Source organism: Pseudomonas sp. P4_B3 (assembly GCF_056402295.1).
This window is the reverse complement of record NZ_JBFUHR010000032.1, coordinates 59270-75184: the sequence shown is the minus strand read 5'-3', so window position 1 is coordinate 75184 and position 15915 is coordinate 59270. Positions and strand designations below refer to the sequence as shown.

Here is a 15915-nt window from a genome sequence, read left to right as displayed (position 1 = left end):
TATGAACCTTGCGAATTTGCGAAAGGAAACGAACCCGTCATGATTCTGCCTTGGCTAATCCTGATCCCCTTCATCGGCGGCCTGCTGTGCTGGATGGGTGAGCGCTTCGGCGCCACCCTCCCGCGCTGGATTGCGCTGATCACCATGTCCCTGCTGCTCTCCCTCGGCCTCTGGCTGTGGGCCAACGGTGACTATTCATTTGCTCCGGCACCGGGTGCCGATCCGACCTGGGCGCTTGAGTTCAAACACGTCTGGATCCAGCGCTTCGGCATCAATGTGCACCTGGCCCTCGACGGCCTGTCGCTGTTGATGATCATGCTGACCGGTCTGCTGGGTGTGCTCTCGGTACTCTGCTCGTGGAAAGAGATCCAGCGTCACGTTGGCTTCTTCCACCTGAACCTGATGTGGATCCTGGGCGGTGTCGTCGGCGTGTTCCTCGCCCTCGACCTGTTCATGTTCTTCTTCTTTTGGGAAATGATGCTGGTGCCGATGTACTTCCTCATCGCGCTCTGGGGTCACAGTTCTTCGGACGGCAAGAAAACCCGGATCTACGCGGCGACCAAGTTCTTCATCTTCACTCAGGCTTCCGGCCTGATCATGCTGGTGGCGATCCTGGGTCTGGTACTGGTCAACTTCAACGACACCGGCGTGATTACTTTCAACTACGCCGATCTGTTGAAAACCAGGATGTCGACGACTACCGAGTACATCCTGATGCTCGGCTTCTTCATCGCCTTCGCGGTCAAGTTGCCGGTCGTGCCGTTCCACTCCTGGCTGCCTGACGCTCACGCCCAGGCGCCGACCGCGGGTTCCGTGGACCTGGCCGGTATCTTGTTGAAGACTGCGGCGTATGGCCTGCTGCGTTTCGCCCTGCCGCTGTTCCCGAATGCCTCGGCCGAGTTCGCGCCGTTTGCGATGACCCTGGGTCTGATCGGGATTTTCTACGGTGCGTTCCTGGCGTTCGCGCAAACCGACATCAAGCGCCTGATTGCCTTCTCGTCCGTTTCCCACATGGGCTTCGTACTGATCGGCATCTACTCCGGCAGCCAACTAGCGCTGCAGGGTGCGGTGATGCAGATGCTGGCGCACGGTCTGTCGGCGGCGGCACTCTTTATCCTCTCCGGTCAGTTGTACGAGCGTACTCACACCCGCGACATGCGCGAGATGGGTGGCCTGTGGTCGAAGATCGCTTACCTGCCAGCCTTAAGCCTGTTCTTCGCAGCAGCTTCCCTGGGCTTGCCGGCGACCGGTAACTTTGTCGGTGAGTTCCTGATTCTGATCGGCACCTTCCCGATCGCTCCATGGGTCACCATCATCGCGACGTCCGGCCTGGTGTTCGGTTCGGTCTACTCGCTGATCATGATCCACCGTGCCTACTTCGGCCCGTCGAAATCGGACGCGGTGTTACATGGCATGGACGGTCGCGAAATGATCATGGTGGTCGGTCTGGCCGCACTGCTGATTTACATCGGCGTGTACCCACAACCGTTCCTCGATACCTCTGCCGCTACGATGCATGGCGTGCAGCAATGGCTCGGCACCGCCTTCACTCAACTCGCTTCGGCCCGGTAAGAGCGCTATGGAATTCACGACTCAACACTTTATCGCGCTAGCGCCGTTGTTGATCACCAGCGCCACGATCATCGTGGTGATGCTGGCGATCGCCTGGCGCCGCAACCACTCCCAGACCTTCCTGCTGTCGGTGGCGGGTCTGAACCTGGCACTGCTGTCGATCCTGCCTGCCCTGAAAGTCGCGCCCCTGGCCGTGACCCCATTGCTGCAGATCGACAGCTTCGCCTGCCTGTACATGGCGCTGATCCTGGTCGCCACCCTCGCCTGTGTGACCCTCGCCCATGCCTACCTCGGCGATGGCGGCACGGGTTACCCGGGCAACCGTGAAGAACTGTACCTGCTGATCCTGATGGCCGCCGCCGGTGGCCTGGTGCTGGTCAGCGCGCAGCACCTGGCCGGGTTGTTCGTCGGTCTGGAACTGCTCTCGGTACCGGTCTACGGTCTGGTGGCCTATGCCTTCTTCAACAAGCGTTCGCTGGAAGCCGGCATCAAGTACATGGTGCTGTCGGCTGCCGGTTCCGCATTCCTGTTGTTCGGTATGGCCCTGCTCTACGCTGACGCCGGTTCCCTGAGCTTCGTCGGCATCGGCCAGGCGCTGGCGGCTACTGGCCTGCCAAGCTCTCTGGCTCAATTGGGCCTGGGCATGATGCTGATCGGCCTGGCGTTCAAGCTGTCGCTGGTACCCTTCCACCTCTGGACTCCGGACGTCTACGAAGGTGCTCCGGCACCGGTTGCAGCGTTCCTCGCTACCGCTTCCAAGGTTGCCGTGTTCGCGGTGATGGTGCGTCTGTTCCAGATCTCGCCAGCGGCGAGCAGCGGCGTGCTGAGCAACGTGCTGACCATCATCGCCATCGCGTCGATCCTGTTCGGTAACCTGCTGGCCCTGACCCAGAGCAACCTCAAGCGTCTGCTGGGTTACTCGTCCATCGCCCACTTCGGCTACCTGCTGATCGCCCTGGTGGCGAGCAAGGGTCTGGCCGTGGAAGCCATCGGCGTGTACCTGGTCACCTACGTGATCACCAGCCTCGGTGCTTTCGGTGTGATCACCCTGATGTCCTCGCCGTACAAAGGCCGTGACGCAGACGCCCTGTACGAATACCGCGGCCTGTTCTGGCGCCGTCCGTACCTGACCGCCGTACTGACCGTGATGATGCTGTCCCTGGCCGGTATCCCGCTGACCGCGGGCTTCATCGGCAAGTTCTACATCATCGCCACCGGTGTCGAATCGCACCAATGGTGGCTGGTCGGCTCCCTGGTACTGGGCAGCGCCATCGGCGTGTTCTACTACCTGCGTGTGATGGTCACCCTGTACCTGATCGAACCGAACCTGCGTCGAGTCGACGCCCAACTGCACTGGGAACAACGTGCAGGCGGCGTGATGCTGCTGGCCATCGCGGTACTGGCGTTCTTCCTCGGCCTGTACCCACAACCGTTGTTGAACCTGGTTCAACAGTCGGGCCTGGCGGGTTGATCGCGTAGCGTTACTCGGTAGTAAACAGAAACGGCACCTTCGGGTGCCGTTTTTGCGTTTGGGATCAAAGATCAAAAGATCGCAGCCTGCGGCAGCTCCTACATCGGGATGGCTTACACCCTGTAGGAGCTGCCGCAGGCTGCGATCTTTTGAGCTTTTTTCCCTACCCATTTTAAGAAGATGCTTGAGCGACGGTATGGAATAGCTGACATCCGATCATTGCTACCGATCGCTATGGTGCGTGAAAAGCCATTCGGAGCATTCCATGAAACGGGAAACCTATACGTTGCGGGACAGCAGTTTTGATTACTCACCCAATTTGACACATGACGATTTGACCTATCGTCAGCTTGCCTTTGTCGGCGCTCTGAATTCTGGCTATATTTGTCCAGAATTCAGGAGAAACGCCATGATCGTCGTTCCGCTGGCCGAAGCAAAAAACAACCTGTCCAAACTCGTCGATGATGCAGCAGCCGGACAGATCATTACGATTGCCAAACATGGTCGAGCCCTGGCTCGTCTGGTTCCCGTGGGAAAACCTTGCGCACAGCGTATCGGAGCGATGAAAGGCAAACTGGTTCTTCCTCAAGACTTTGACGCCCCCCTGCCCGACGACATGCTGGATGCTTTTGAGGGAACTCACGAATGAGGGTTCTGCTTGACACCCATGTTCTGCTTTGGACTCTCAGTGATGATCCAAGGCTAACTGGCAAGGCCAGAAAGATCATTGAAAACGCCGCCGACATTTACATCAGTGCAGCGACATTCTGGGAGATGGCAATCAAGGTCGGGCTAGGAAAGCTGAACGTCGATCTGGAGGAGATCCGTCAATATTGCCTCGAAAGCGGCTTCATCGAGTTGCCGGTAACGTCAGAACACGCCATTGCCGTAAAAGACCTCGAGCATCACCATCGCGACCCTTTCGACCGTTTGATTATTGCAACGGCCATCACAGAACCCATGAGACTCCTCACCGCCGATTCCGTGGTTGCTCAGTACACGGATTTGGCTGTTTTGGTCTGATAGGTCTGCGGTAATACATGCTTTGACCGTAACGCCCCCATCGCGAGCAAGCTCGCTCCCACAGTGACCGAGGATACCCGCAGATTTTGTGTATGACACAAAACCTGTGGGAGCGAGCTTGCTCGCGATGACGGTGGAACAGACTCCAACAAAAACGGCACCTTCCGGTGCCGCTCGCCTTTCACATTACAACCATTTTACTTACGCGCCGCCTCCCACGATTTCAGCAGTTCGCTGTAGCTCACGGTCTCGCCCTTAGGCTTCTCATTCGCCAGTTTCGGCTTCGGTGCGCCCGGCTGGTCGAACCAGTATTGCGCATCGCGTTCCGGGTTCATTTTCGGGGCGCAGGTGGCTTGTGCCTTCGAGCGTTCCAGACGGCTCATGATTGCGTCCTGATCCTTGGCCAGGCCGTCCAGCGCCTCTTGCGGGGTTTTCTCGCCGCTGGCGGCTTCGGCGATGTGGCTCCACCACAACTGCGCGAGGCGAGGATAGTCAGGCACGTTGGTCCCGGTCGGGGTCCATTGCACGCGGGCCGGGCTGCGGTAGAACTCCACCAGGCCACCGAGTTTCGGAGCCAGGTCGGTCATCGCTTGCGAGTTGATGTCCGACTCGCGGATCGGCGTCAGGCCGACGATGGTTTTCTTCAGCGACACGGTTTTCGAGGTCACGAACTGCGCATAGAGCCAGGCTGCCAGTTTCTGCTTCTCAGGTGTGGACTTCATGAACGTCCAGGAACCCACGTCCTGATAGCCCAGCTTCATGCCCTCTTCCCAGTACGGTCCGCGCGGTGACGGCGCCATGCGCCATTTCGGCGTGCCGTCGGCGTTCATCACCGCAAGACCCGGTTTGGTCATGTCGGCGGTGAAGGCGGTGTACCAGAAGATCTGCTGGGCGATGTTGCCCTGGGACGGCACCGGACCTGATTCGGAGAAGGTCATGCCCGCCGCTTCCGGTGGCGCGTACTTCTTCATCCAGTCGACATACTTGGTGGTGGCGAACACCGCCGCCGGGCCGTTGGTGTCGCCGCCGCGGGTTACGCTGGAACCCACCGGATGGCAATCCTCGACGCGGATGCCCCACTCGTCCACCGGCAAACCGTTGGGCAGCCCCTTGTCGCCGCCACCGGCCATGGAGAACCAGGCATCGGTGAAGCGCCAGCCCAGGGACGGGTCTTTCTTGCCGTAGTCCATGTGCCCGTAGACGCGTTTGCCGTCGATTTCCTTGACGTCTTCGCTGAAGAATTTGGCGATGTCTTCATAGGCTGACCAGTTCACCGGCACGCCCAGCTCATAGCCGTACTTTTCCTTGAACTTGGCCTTGAGGTCTGCGCGTTCGAACCAGTCAGCGCGGAACCAGTAGAGGTTGGCGAACTGCTGGTCAGGTAACTGGTAGATCTTGCCGTCCGGCGCGGTGGTGAACGAGATGCCGATGAAGTCCTTGATGTCCAGGGTCGGCGAGGTGAAGTTCTTGCCCTCGTTGGCCATCAGGTCGGTGATCGATTCCGTCTTGCCGTAACGAAAGTGCGTGCCGATCAGGTCCGAGTCGTTGACCCAGCCGTCATAGATGCTCTTGTCCGATTGCATCACGGTCTGCAATTTTTCCACCACGTCGCCTTCTTGCAGCAAGTCGTGGGTCACTTTGATGCCGGTGATTTCGGTGAAGGCCTTGGCCAGCACCTTGGACTCGTACTCGTGGGTGGCAATGGTTTCCGACACCACCTTGATGTCCATCCCGCGGAATGGCTCGGCGGCCTTGATGAACCACTTCAATTCCGCGAGCTGCTGATCGGCCGTCAGGGTGGACGGCTTGAACTCGCTGCCGATCCATTTTTTCGCGGCATCTTCGTAGGCATCGGCCCAGGCAGATGCGCTCAAACCGCTGAGTGCCAGCATGGCTGCCAATGAAATGCTATGTCGCAGCTTATTGTTTTTGTCGAACATAGAGACCTCCTGTTTAAGTTTCGGAGCAACATTGCCGAGCGATTCGACTAGCCCCAACGCATCACAGCCAACAGCCACACCAGGGACATCGCGAAGGCGACCCAGATGCTCCAGTCGGTGACGCCGATTACCAGCAAATGCAGGTAGGCGCTGCCGAGAAGACCGATAAACAAGCGATCGCCACGAGTGGTGGCAATCGGCAGAAAACCACGCCGAAGGATGCTCGGCGAACGCAATTCCCAAGTGGTCATGACCACCAGGATCAGGGCAATCACGCTGAAGAATGCCGCCGTGGGGACGGTCCAACTCATCCATTCCATCATCAGTTCCTCATACCCGGCCCAGGGCAAAGCCCTTGGCCACGTGGTTGCGAACAAACCAGATCACCAGCATGCCCGGCAGGATGGTCAACACCCCCGCCGCCGCCAGTACCCCCCAGTCGATACCGGATGCCGAGACGGTGCGGGTCATTACCGCCGCGATGGGTTTGGCGTTCACCGAGGTGAGGGTTCGCGCCAGCAGCAGTTCGACCCAGGAAAACATGAAGCAGAAGAACGCCGTGACGCCGATGCCGGAGCCGATCAGCGGGATGAAAATCTTCACGAAGAACTTGGGAAAGCTGTAGCCATCGATGTAGGCGGTTTCGTCGATTTCCTTGGGCACGCCGGACATGAAGCCTTCGAGAATCCACACCGCCAGCGGCACGTTGAACAGGCAATGGGCCAGGGCCACGGCGATATGGGTGTCGAACAAGCCGATCGAGGAATACAGCTGGAAGAACGGCAACAGGAACACCGCTGGCGGCGCCATGCGGTTGGTCAGCAGCCAGAAGAACAGGTGCTTGTCACCGAGGAAGCGGTAGCGCGAGAAGGCATAGGCCGCCGGTAGCGCCACGGTCAGGGAAATGATCGTGTTCAGGCTCACGTAGTACGCCGAGTTGATGTAGCCGGTGTACCAGCTCGGATCGGTGAAGATCACCTTGTAGTTGGCCAGGGTGAAATCCTGTGGGAAAAGCGTCAGGCCGCCGAGGATTTCGGTGTTGCTCTTGAAGGACATGTTCAGCAGCCAGTAGATCGGCACCAGCAGGAACAGGATGTAGAGCAGCAAGGGGATAAGTTTTCTTTTGCTCATGGCGCGGTCCTCAACGGTTGGCGTCAGAGTGAGTCATGGCGGTGTAGAACAGCCAGGACACCAACAGGATGATCAGGAAGTACACCAGCGAGAATGCCGCTGCCGGCCCCAGGTCGAATTGCCCTACGGCCATCTGGGTCAAGGTCTGACTGAGGAAGGTCGTGGCATTGCCAGGACCGCCGCCCGTGAGCACGAACGGCTCGGTGTAGATCATGAAACTGTCCATGAAGCGCAGCATCACGGCGATCAACAGCACACTCTTGAGCTTGGGCAACTGGATATGCCGGAACACCGCCCAGGCCGAGGCCCGGTCGATCCGCGCCGCCTGGTAATACACATCCGGAATCGCCCGCAACCCGGAGAAGCACAGCAGCGCCACCAGCGAGGTCCAGTGCCAGACGTCCATCACCAGCACCGTGACCCAGGCGTCCATGGTGTTCGCCGCATAGTTGTAGCTGATGCCCATGGCCTTGAGACTCGCCCCCAGCAGGCCGATATCGGCGCGGCCAAAGATCTGCCAGATGGTGCCGACCACGTTCCACGGGATCAGCAACGGGATTGCCAGCACGATCAACACCACCGAAGACCAGCGGCCCTTGGTCGGCATGGTCAGGGCAATGGCGATGCCCAGCGGAATTTCGATCAGTAGCACACAGGCGGAATAGATGAACTGACGCAGCAACGAGTCATGCAGCCTCGGGTCGAGCAGCACCTGCTTGTACCAGTCGGCGCCGACGAAATAACGGCTGGACTGGTCGAAGATGTCCTGCACCGAATAGTTGACCACGGTCATCATCGGGACCACCGCACTGAACGCCACCAGCAGGAACACCGGCAGTACCAGCCACCAGGCCTTGTTGTTCTGCACCTTGTTCATGGCTGCACCTCAATGTTGGCTTGGGTTTCCAGGAGGAATTCGTCGGCATAGACCATCAGCCATTGCGCCGGAAAACTGATGTAGGCCGTGCCTTGCGGCACCAATTTGTCTTCGGCCAGGCGCACCTTCAGGGGGACGCCATCGAGGTTGAGGGTCATGATTTTGTAGGTGCCCAGGTCTTCGACGTGTACGACCTGTGCCCGCAGCGCGTCATCAAAGGCTTCGTCCCACACATGGACGAACTCCGGTCGAATGCCGACCTTCAGGGTTTTCCATTCGGACTCGGCGATGCGCTGCTGCATGGCCTCGGACAGCGGCAGATGGGTCGAGGCAAAACCGACTCCACCCGGTTGTGGCTGCACGTCGATCAGGTTCATCCCCGGACTGCCAATGAAGTAGCCGACAAAGGTGTGGCTCGGGCGCTCGAACAATTCCCTTGGCGTGCCGAACTGCACGATCTGCCCGCCGTACATCACCGCAATCTTGTCGGCGAAGGTCGAGGCCTCCAGCTGATCGTGGGTGACGTAGACCATGGTGATGTTGAACTGCTCGTGGATCTGCTTGAGCTTGCGCCGCAGTTTCCACTTCAGGTGCGGGTCGATCACCGTCAGCGGCTCGTCGAACAGGATCGCCGACACGTCATCGCGCACCAGCCCGCGGCCCATGGAGACTTTCTGTTTTTCGTCGGCGGTGAGGTTGCGCGCCTTCTTGTAAAGCAATGCCTGGAGGTCGAGGACTTCAGCGATTTCCTGCACTTTGCTGTGAATTTTCGCTTCCACCATGCCTTGATTGCGCAACGGAAAGGCCAGATTATCGAACACCGTCATGGTGTCGTAGACCACCGGAAACTGGAAAACCTGGGCGATGTTGCGCTTCTCCGGGGTCAGGTCATTGACCGCTTTGCCGTCGAACAGCACATGGCCCTGGGACGGGCTGAGCAGCCCGGAAATGATGTTGAGCAAGGTCGATTTCCCACAGCCCGATGGTCCGAGCAACGCGTAGGCGCCGCCCTGCTCCCAGATGTGGTCCATCTCGCGGATCGCGTAGTCCTCAGGTCCCACCGGGGTTTTGGTGTAACTGTGGGCGAGGTTGTGCAAACGGATTTCGGCCATCAGGCAACCCTCGTGACACGCCGGCCCGGCGCCTGGACCAGCCGCCCCTGCGTATCGAACACAAACAGTTTATGGGTCGGGATGTAGATGCGGATCGGCGCATCGACGTCGTATTCGTGAACACCCGGCAAGTGCAGCACCAGCAGGAAGTGCTCGTTGCGCACGTGAAGAAAGGTTTCCGAGCCGCTGATTTCCGCGACTTCGACGGTCACCGCCAATTCGAGGTCATCGTCGTTGCTCGGCACCAGCGAGATATGACTGGGCCGCACGCCGAAACGGAACTCGCCCTCGCCCACCGGACGTAAATCGACGTTCAACGGAAAGTGCACGAAGTTGGCGAAACTCACTTCGTTGCCGGCAATGCGTCCCGGCATCAGGTTGATCGGCGGCTCGGAGAACAGCTCGGCCGCCAGCACCGTTTGCGGCTGGTGATAGACCGAGGAAGAGCGGCCGCTCTGGATCACCCGGCCTTCGTGAAGAATGGTCGTGGTACCGCCCAGAGCCAGGGCTTCGTTGGGCTCGGTGGTGGCGTAGATCGCAATGGTGTGGCGCGCCTTGAACAGCTCGCGCATTTCCTGGCGCAGCTCTTCACGCAACTTGTAGTCGAGGTTGACCAGCGGTTCGTCGAACAGGATCAGCTCGGCATCCTTGACCAGCGCCCGGGCCATGGCCGTGCGCTGTTGCTGGCCGCCGGAGAGTTCGAGGGGATGGCGCTGGAGGAATTTCTCGATGCGCAGCATCTTCGCGGTTTCCAGCACCTTGCTCTGGATCAGCTCGCTGGATACACCGGCCTGGCGCAGCGGCGAGGCGATGTTCTCGAAGACGGTCATGGTCGGGTAATTGATGAACTGCTGATACACCATCGACACATTGCGCAGGCGCACTGGGCGCTGGGTGACATCGACGCCGTTCATCAGGATGCGGCCGCTGTCGGGCTTGTCCAGACCGGCCATCAAGCGCATCAGGCTGGTTTTGCCGGACAAGGTGCGACCCAGCAAAACGTTGAAGGAACCGGGTTCAAAACTCAGGTTGGCATCGTCGATCCAGGTCTGGCCCTCGACGGTGCGGCTGACGTGCTCCAGGGTTAATGACATGGCTCGGCCTTTTTTATTTTTGGAGTCAAGCGACCGGAGCTACATAGCGACATCCGTGCCAAAAAATTCAAGCTATTGATTTAGCTTGAAATTTCCGAACGGGACGTACAAACAGCGTTCGTTGCTGAACACAAATGAACAATCGAAAATGAACAATTGAACAGTTCACCCATTGACAGTGAACAATAGTGAACAACACTCTATGGACTGCTCACGCCCCCCTGTAGGAGCGAGCTTGCTCGCGATGCACTTGAGAGCGCCTCGTTTATTCAGGCAGCCCTCATCACCGTTAACGTCCATCGCGAGCAAGCTCGCTCCTACAGTGACCGTTTGTAGTTGAAGCCACCATAAAAACAATAAAAGCTTGTTCAGAGATCGACCGCCATGGCCGCACCTGCCTCGCCACTGTCCCACGACGCCATCATCCAGGACTCCTGGTCCCGTTGCCGCACGTTCGGTCTCAGTCATCAGAGCACACCGGCATTCGACCAATTGCCGGCAGCGGGCATTGCGCAATTGCTGGAGAGCCAACATTCACTGGTGCAAACCACCCACCAGGAAGTGCTGCCCTACTACGAGAACATCCTGAGCAATTCCAATTGCCTGATCATGCTCGCCGACCATCAGGGCCAGGTGCTCACGTCGTGGGGAACGCAGCGCTTTATCGAACCCAAACTGGCACGGGGGTTCAGCGCCGGCGCCAGCTGGATGGAACGCTGCAGCGGCACCAACGCCATTGGCACCGCCCTGGCCTGTGAACAAGCGGTGCACATCGAGCACGACGAACATTTCCTCAAGGCCAACCGCTTCATGACCGGCTCCGCCGCGCCGATTTTCGATGCCGAGCGCAAGGTGATCGCGGTGCTGGATGTGTCCAGTGACAGCTACCTGCCGCCCTCCCACACCCTGGGCATGGTCAAGATGATGAGCCAGACCGTGGAAAACCGGCTGATCCTCAACCTGTTCCATGGCCAGCATTTCCAACTGACGTTCAACACCGGACTGAACAACCTCGACAGTCAGTGGGCGGGGTTGCTGATATTCGATGAGACTGGCCAAGTGTTGTCGGCCAATCGCCGGGCCGACAACCTGCTGGGCATCAGCCTGTCGCGGGTCAGTGTCGAAAGCCTGTTCAAGGTCTCGCTGCTGGAATTGCTGAACCAGCCCGACGGCCTGCCCTTCGCCTTGCAAACCTCGGGGCGCAACCGCTTCCAGTGCCTGTTGAAGCGGCCGAAACAGGCATCAATTCAGCCTCGAGTGTTCACCGAGCCGGTTGTAGCTGCGCCCGCGGCCATCAGCCTCAATACCCTGCATTTCGGCGACAGTCGTGTGGAAAAAGCCGTGCGTCAGGCCGAGCGCTTGCTGGAAAAAGACATTCCCTTGCTGATTCACGGTGAAACCGGGGTCGGCAAGGAAGTGTTCGTCAAAGCCCTGCATCAGGCCAGCTCTCGCAGCAAACAAGCGTTCATCGCCGTCAACTGCGCAGCGATTCCCGCCGAACTGGTGGAGTCCGAGTTGTTCGGCTATGAGAAAGGCGCGTTCACCGGCGCCAACCAGAAAGGCAGCATCGGGCTGATCCGCAAGGCTGACAAAGGCACGCTGTTTCTCGACGAAATCGGTGACATGCCGCTGCCGACCCAGGCGCGACTGTTGCGGGTGTTGCAGGAGCGTTGCGTGCAACCGGTGGGCAGCAGCGAGTTGTTCCCGGTGGACTTGCGCATCATTTCCGCGACCAATCGCTCGTTGCGCGAACAGGTACAACTGGGGCGGTTTCGTGAAGACCTGTATTACCGCATCGGCGGCCTGACTCTGGAATTGCCACCGTTAAGAGAGCGCAGCGATAAAGAGGCACTGTTCAAACGCTTGTGGGAACAGCACCGCGAACTGAGTCAGTGGGCTGGGTTGAGTCACGAAGTGATGGAGTTGTTCAGCCGCCACCCGTGGCCGGGGAATTTGCGCCAGGTCAGCAGTGTGATGCAGGTGGCATTGGCGATGGCCGAGGAACAACCGATAAGGCCAGAGCATTTGCCGGATGATTTTTTTGTTGATCTGGAGATGGAGCCGGTCGATACGCCGGAACCGTTAGCCGTGGATCTGAATGATGCCGAAGATTTGAACCGGCAGTTGCAGGCGGCGGGGGGGAATATTTCGTATCTGGCGAGGCGGTTGGGGGTTAGTCGTAACACCCTTTATAAGCGGTTGCGCCAGACTGAATGATGGGTTGGCCGGACGGGCCCCTTCGCTGGCAAGCCAGCTCCTACAGTGTCCGTGGTGTATGTGATTTTGGCGAACGGCGCGACCTTGTAGGAGCTGGCTTGTCGGGTCGCCGCATCGCAGCGAAAGACGCCAGCCCTGTCACCGCAGAAATAGCGAACAGCCCTTAAAAACAAAACCCGCACTTGGCGGGTTTTGTTTTTAAGCATTACATCTGTCAGTCAGCCAAACGCCAGGTCGTACCGCCCTTGCCGTCTTCCAGCACCACGCCCATGGCAGTGAGCTGGTCGCGAATGCGGTCAGATTCGGCCCAGTCCTTGCCGGCACGCGCTGCCAGGCGCGCTGCAATCAGCGCCTCGACTTCGGCTGCATCGACGCGCCCTTCGGCGCCAGCCTGCAGGAAGTCATCGGCTTCGAGCTGCAATACACCCAACACGCTGGCCAGCTCTTTCAAACGGGCTGCCAGACCGGCCGCTGCGTTCAGATCGCTCTCGCGCAGGCGGTTGATCTCGCGGACCATCTCGAACAGCACCGCGCAGGCTTCCGGCGTACCGAAGTCGTCGTTCATCACCTGGGTGAAACGCTCGACGAAGGCTTCGCCGCCAGCCGGTGCAACGTTCGGCAGGCCTTTCAACGCGTGGTAGAAACGCTCCAGGGCGCCCTTGGCGTCCTTGAGGTTGTCTTCCGAGTAGTTGATGGCGCTGCGGTAGTGACTCGACACCAGTAGGTAACGCACGACTTCCGGGTGGTACTTGTCGAGCACGTCGCGAATGGTGAAGAAGTTGTTCAAGGACTTGGACATCTTCTCGCCATTGATACGGATCATGCCGCAATGCATCCACGCGTTGGCGTAGGTCTTGCCGGTGGCCGCTTCGCTCTGGGCGATTTCGTTTTCGTGGTGCGGGAACTCGAGATCGCTACCGCCGCCATGAATGTCGAAGGTCTCGCCCAGGCAGCAGGTGGACATCACCGAGCATTCGATGTGCCAACCCGGACGCCCGGCGCCCCACGGCGATTCCCAGCTCGGCTCGCCCGGCTTGGCTGCTTTCCACAATACGAAGTCCAGCGGGTCCTGCTTGGACTCGTCGACTTCGATGCGGGCGCCGATGCGCAGGTCTTCGATCTTCTTGCGCGACAGCTTGCCGTAGCCCATGAACTTGCCGACGCGGTAGTACACGTCGCCGTTGCCCGGGGCGTAGGCATAGCCCTTGTCGATCAGGGTCTGGATCATCGCGTGCATGCCCGGGATGTGATCCGTGGCACGCGGCTCCATGTCCGGCTTCTTGATGTTCAGGCGCGCTTCATCTTCGTGCATCGCCGCGATCATGCGCTCGGTCAGCGCTTCGAACGACTCGCCGTTCTCGCGGGCCCGGTTGATGATCTTGTCGTCGATGTCGGTGATGTTGCGCACGTAGGTCAGGTCGTAGCCGCTGAAGCGCAACCAGCGCGTCACCAGATCGAACGCGACCATGCTGCGGCCGTGGCCCAGGTGGCAATAGTCGTACACGGTCATCCCGCAGACGTACATGCGCACCTTGTTGCCATCCAGCGGCTTGAAAACTTCTTTGCTCTTGGTGAGCGTGTTGTAGATCGTCAGCACGTCATGTTCCTTGAATCACTGGCCCCAGGAGTCACGCAGGGTCACGGTACGGTTGAATACCGGAGCGCCCGGTTTCGAGTCCTTGATATCCGCGACGAAGTAGCCTTCGCGCTCGAACTGGAAACGGTCTTCCGGCTGTGCATTGCCCAGCGAAGGCTCGGCACGACAACCGGTGAGTACCTGCAGCGAATCAGGGTTGATGTTGTCCAGGAAACTGGCGCTGTCTTCGGCCTTCTCAGGGTTGGCCGAACGGAACAGACGATCGTACAGGCGCACTTCGCACTCGACGCTGGCCGCGGCCGGCACCCAGTGGACCACGCCTTTGACCTTGCGACCTTCCGGGTTCTTGCCCAGGGTGTCCGGATCGTACGAGCAGCGCAGTTCGACGATGTTGCCATCGGCGTCCTTGATCGCTTCGTCGGCGCGGATCACGTAGCTGCCGCGCAGACGCACTTCACCGGCCGGTTCCAGGCGCTTGTAGCCTTTTGGCGGCTCTTCCATGAAGTCTTCACGGTCGATGTAGATTTCACGGGCGAACGGCAGTGCGCGCACGCCCATGTCTTCTTTCGGGTGGCACGGCAGTTCGAGGTTCTCGACCTGGCCTTCCGGGTAGTTGGTGATCACGACTTTCAGCGGACGCAACACGCACATGGCGCGCGGGGCGCTGTGGTCGAGGTCGTCACGGATGCTGAATTCGAGCATGCCGAAGTCCACCACGCCGTCGGAACGGTTGGTGCCGATCATTTCGCAGAAATTGCGGATCGATTTCGGCGTGTAGCCACGGCGGCGGAAGCCCGACAGCGTGGACATGCGCGGGTCGTCCCAGCCGTTGACGTGCTTTTCATCGACCAGTTGCTTGAGCTTGCGCTTGCTGGTGATGGTGTAGTTCAGGTTCAGGCGGCTGAACTCGTACTGGCGCGGGTTGGCCGGCACTGGCAAGTGCTCGAGGAACCACTCGTACAGCGGACGGTGGCTTTCGAACTCCAGGGTGCAGATCGAATGGGTAATGCCTTCGATGGCGTCCGACTGACCGTGGGTGAAGTCGTAGTTCGGGTAGATGCACCACTTGTCACCGGTCTGGTGGTGGTGGGCGTGACGGATGCGATACATGATCGGGTCGCGCAGGTTCATGTTCGGCGAGGCCATGTCGATCTTGGCCCGCAGCACCCGTGCGCCGTCCTTGAACTCGCCGGCTTTCATTCGGGCAAACAGATCCAGGTTCTCTTCGACGCTGCGCTCGCGAAACGGGCTGTTCTTGCCCGGCTCGGTCAGGCTGCCACGGTATTCCTTGGCTTGTTCCGGGGTCAGGTCATCAACGTAGGCATTGCCGGATTTGATCAACTCCACCGCCCAGTCATGCAACTGGTCGAAATACTGCGAGGCGTAGCGCACTTCACCGGACCACTCGAAGCCCAGCCATTTGACGTCGCTTTCGATCGCGTCGATGTATTCCTGGTCTTCCTTGGCCGGGTTGGTGTCGTCGAAACGCAGGTGCGTGACGCCGCCGAACTCCTGGGCCAGGCCGAAGTTCACGCAGATCGACTTGGCGTGGCCGATGTGCAGGTAGCCGTTGGGTTCAGGCGGAAAACGGGTGACGATCTGCGTGTGCTTGCCCGATTCCAGGTCTGCCTGGATGATCGGCCGCAGGAAGTTGACCGGCACGGCAGGGCCGGTCTTGGCATTCGAGGTAGGGTCGACAGTGGGCTTGCTCATAGGATCCTTGAACGTACAAGTGCGTGGCCGTAATGAAGGCCGGACAAAACAAAGCCGCTATCATAGCCGATGCCGTCAAGTACCTGACAGAGCGCACTCTGTAAACCGTCGTATTTAATAGGCCGTAAATGAAAAAACAGCCTCGAAATTCGTGCCTGTCACGCTAAA

The 15915-nt window shown here is 59.3% G+C and carries 13 protein-coding genes; 5 read left to right on the top strand and 8 right to left on the bottom strand.

Going from position 1 to position 15915, the window contains the following annotated elements:
• Positions 1 to 39: 39 nt before the first annotated feature.
• The 4 genes from nuoM (at position 40) to AC1DWG_RS28235 (ending at position 4066) form a co-directional block, all read left to right on the top strand.
• A complete protein-coding gene (nuoM, locus tag AC1DWG_RS28250) occupies positions 40 to 1572 on the top strand; it encodes an NADH-quinone oxidoreductase subunit M (RefSeq protein WP_477753956.1) in 1533 nt (510 codons plus the stop codon).
• Between the two features lie 7 nt (positions 1573 to 1579).
• Positions 1580 to 3043, top strand: a complete 1464-nt coding sequence (gene nuoN, locus AC1DWG_RS28245) for an NADH-quinone oxidoreductase subunit NuoN (protein ID WP_108217843.1) — start codon at positions 1580 to 1582, stop codon at positions 3041 to 3043.
• Between the two features lie 265 nt (positions 3044 to 3308).
• Positions 3309 to 3692 carry a type II toxin-antitoxin system Phd/YefM family antitoxin gene (locus AC1DWG_RS28240; protein WP_477753957.1) on the top strand — a complete coding sequence of 128 codons (384 nt, stop codon included), beginning with the start codon at positions 3309 to 3311 and terminating at the stop codon, positions 3690 to 3692.
• Positions 3689 to 4066, top strand: a complete 378-nt coding sequence (locus AC1DWG_RS28235; RefSeq protein WP_477764579.1) for a type II toxin-antitoxin system VapC family toxin — start codon at positions 3689 to 3691, stop codon at positions 4064 to 4066. Before AC1DWG_RS28240 ends, AC1DWG_RS28235 begins: the two co-directional genes overlap by 4 nt.
• 197 nt (positions 4067 to 4263) lie before the next feature.
• Here AC1DWG_RS28235 and AC1DWG_RS28230 read toward each other — a convergent pair whose 3' ends face one another.
• Genes AC1DWG_RS28230 through AC1DWG_RS28205 form a run of 6 tightly spaced genes read right to left on the bottom strand, consistent with a single transcriptional unit; the run spans position 4264 to position 10220 of the window.
• Positions 4264 to 6006: an ABC transporter substrate-binding protein gene (locus AC1DWG_RS28230; protein ID WP_477764580.1), complete on the bottom strand. Its 1743-nt coding sequence runs from the start codon at positions 6004 to 6006 to the stop codon at positions 4264 to 4266.
• A gap of 47 nt (positions 6007 to 6053) precedes the next feature.
• Positions 6054 to 6326, bottom strand: a complete 273-nt coding sequence (locus tag AC1DWG_RS28225; RefSeq protein WP_095943787.1) for a DUF2160 domain-containing protein — start codon at positions 6324 to 6326, stop codon at positions 6054 to 6056.
• A 10-nt stretch (positions 6327 to 6336) separates the two neighbouring features.
• Positions 6337 to 7137, bottom strand: coding sequence for a carbohydrate ABC transporter permease (locus tag AC1DWG_RS28220; RefSeq protein ID WP_110662253.1), 801 nt, complete (start codon positions 7135 to 7137; stop codon positions 6337 to 6339).
• 10 nt (positions 7138 to 7147) lie between these two features.
• Complete coding sequence (locus AC1DWG_RS28215; RefSeq protein WP_477753960.1) at positions 7148 to 8014, bottom strand: carbohydrate ABC transporter permease; 867 nt, start codon at positions 8012 to 8014, stop codon at positions 7148 to 7150.
• Complete coding sequence (locus AC1DWG_RS28210) at positions 8011 to 9126, bottom strand: ABC transporter ATP-binding protein (RefSeq protein WP_477764581.1); 1116 nt, start codon at positions 9124 to 9126, stop codon at positions 8011 to 8013. Before AC1DWG_RS28210 ends, AC1DWG_RS28215 begins: the two co-directional genes overlap by 4 nt.
• Complete coding sequence (locus AC1DWG_RS28205) at positions 9126 to 10220, bottom strand: ABC transporter ATP-binding protein (protein WP_477753962.1); 1095 nt, start codon at positions 10218 to 10220, stop codon at positions 9126 to 9128. The genes AC1DWG_RS28210 and AC1DWG_RS28205 overlap by 1 nt, the downstream gene beginning before the upstream one ends.
• A gap of 384 nt (positions 10221 to 10604) precedes the next feature.
• Here AC1DWG_RS28205 and AC1DWG_RS28200 point away from each other — a divergent pair, with 384 nt between their 5' ends.
• Entirely contained in the window at positions 10605 to 12437 is a 1833-nt protein-coding gene (locus AC1DWG_RS28200) for a sigma-54-dependent Fis family transcriptional regulator (protein WP_477764582.1), read from the top strand.
• 214 nt (positions 12438 to 12651) lie between these two features.
• Here AC1DWG_RS28200 and cysS read toward each other — a convergent pair whose 3' ends face one another.
• Together cysS and AC1DWG_RS28190 are read right to left on the bottom strand one after the other, a co-directional pair.
• Positions 12652 to 14034, bottom strand: coding sequence for a cysteine--tRNA ligase (cysS, locus tag AC1DWG_RS28195; RefSeq protein WP_046037823.1), 1383 nt, complete (start codon positions 14032 to 14034; stop codon positions 12652 to 12654).
• 15 nt (positions 14035 to 14049) lie between these two features.
• Positions 14050 to 15747, bottom strand: coding sequence for a glutamine--tRNA ligase/YqeY domain fusion protein (locus tag AC1DWG_RS28190; RefSeq protein ID WP_477764584.1), 1698 nt, complete (start codon positions 15745 to 15747; stop codon positions 14050 to 14052).
• Positions 15748 to 15915: the final 168 nt, after the last annotated feature.

What these genes read in the sequence shown, in the direction of transcription:
- AC1DWG_RS28215 (WP_477753960.1), bottom strand. Translation starts at nt 8,014, where the DNA reads ATGAACAAGGTGCAGAACAACAAGGCCTGGTGGCTGGTACTGCCGGTG.
- AC1DWG_RS28205 (WP_477753962.1), bottom strand. Translation starts at nt 10,220, where the DNA reads ATGTCATTAACCCTGGAGCACGTCAGCCGCACCGTCGAGGGCCAGACC.
- AC1DWG_RS28235 (WP_477764579.1), top strand. Translation starts at nt 3,689, where the DNA reads ATGAGGGTTCTGCTTGACACCCATGTTCTGCTTTGGACTCTCAGTGAT.
- AC1DWG_RS28210 (WP_477764581.1), bottom strand. Translation starts at nt 9,126, where the DNA reads ATGGCCGAAATCCGTTTGCACAACCTCGCCCACAGTTACACCAAAACC.
- AC1DWG_RS28240 (WP_477753957.1), top strand. Translation starts at nt 3,309, where the DNA reads ATGAAACGGGAAACCTATACGTTGCGGGACAGCAGTTTTGATTACTCA.
- AC1DWG_RS28225 (WP_095943787.1), bottom strand. Translation starts at nt 6,326, where the DNA reads ATGGAATGGATGAGTTGGACCGTCCCCACGGCGGCATTCTTCAGCGTG.
- AC1DWG_RS28200 (WP_477764582.1), top strand. Translation starts at nt 10,605, where the DNA reads ATGGCCGCACCTGCCTCGCCACTGTCCCACGACGCCATCATCCAGGAC.
- nuoN (WP_108217843.1), top strand. Translation starts at nt 1,580, where the DNA reads ATGGAATTCACGACTCAACACTTTATCGCGCTAGCGCCGTTGTTGATC.
- nuoM (WP_477753956.1), top strand. Translation starts at nt 40, where the DNA reads ATGATTCTGCCTTGGCTAATCCTGATCCCCTTCATCGGCGGCCTGCTG.
- AC1DWG_RS28190 (WP_477764584.1), bottom strand. Translation starts at nt 15,747, where the DNA reads ATGAGCAAGCCCACTGTCGACCCTACCTCGAATGCCAAGACCGGCCCT.
- AC1DWG_RS28230 (WP_477764580.1), bottom strand. Translation starts at nt 6,006, where the DNA reads ATGTTCGACAAAAACAATAAGCTGCGACATAGCATTTCATTGGCAGCC.
- AC1DWG_RS28220 (WP_110662253.1), bottom strand. Translation starts at nt 7,137, where the DNA reads ATGAGCAAAAGAAAACTTATCCCCTTGCTGCTCTACATCCTGTTCCTG.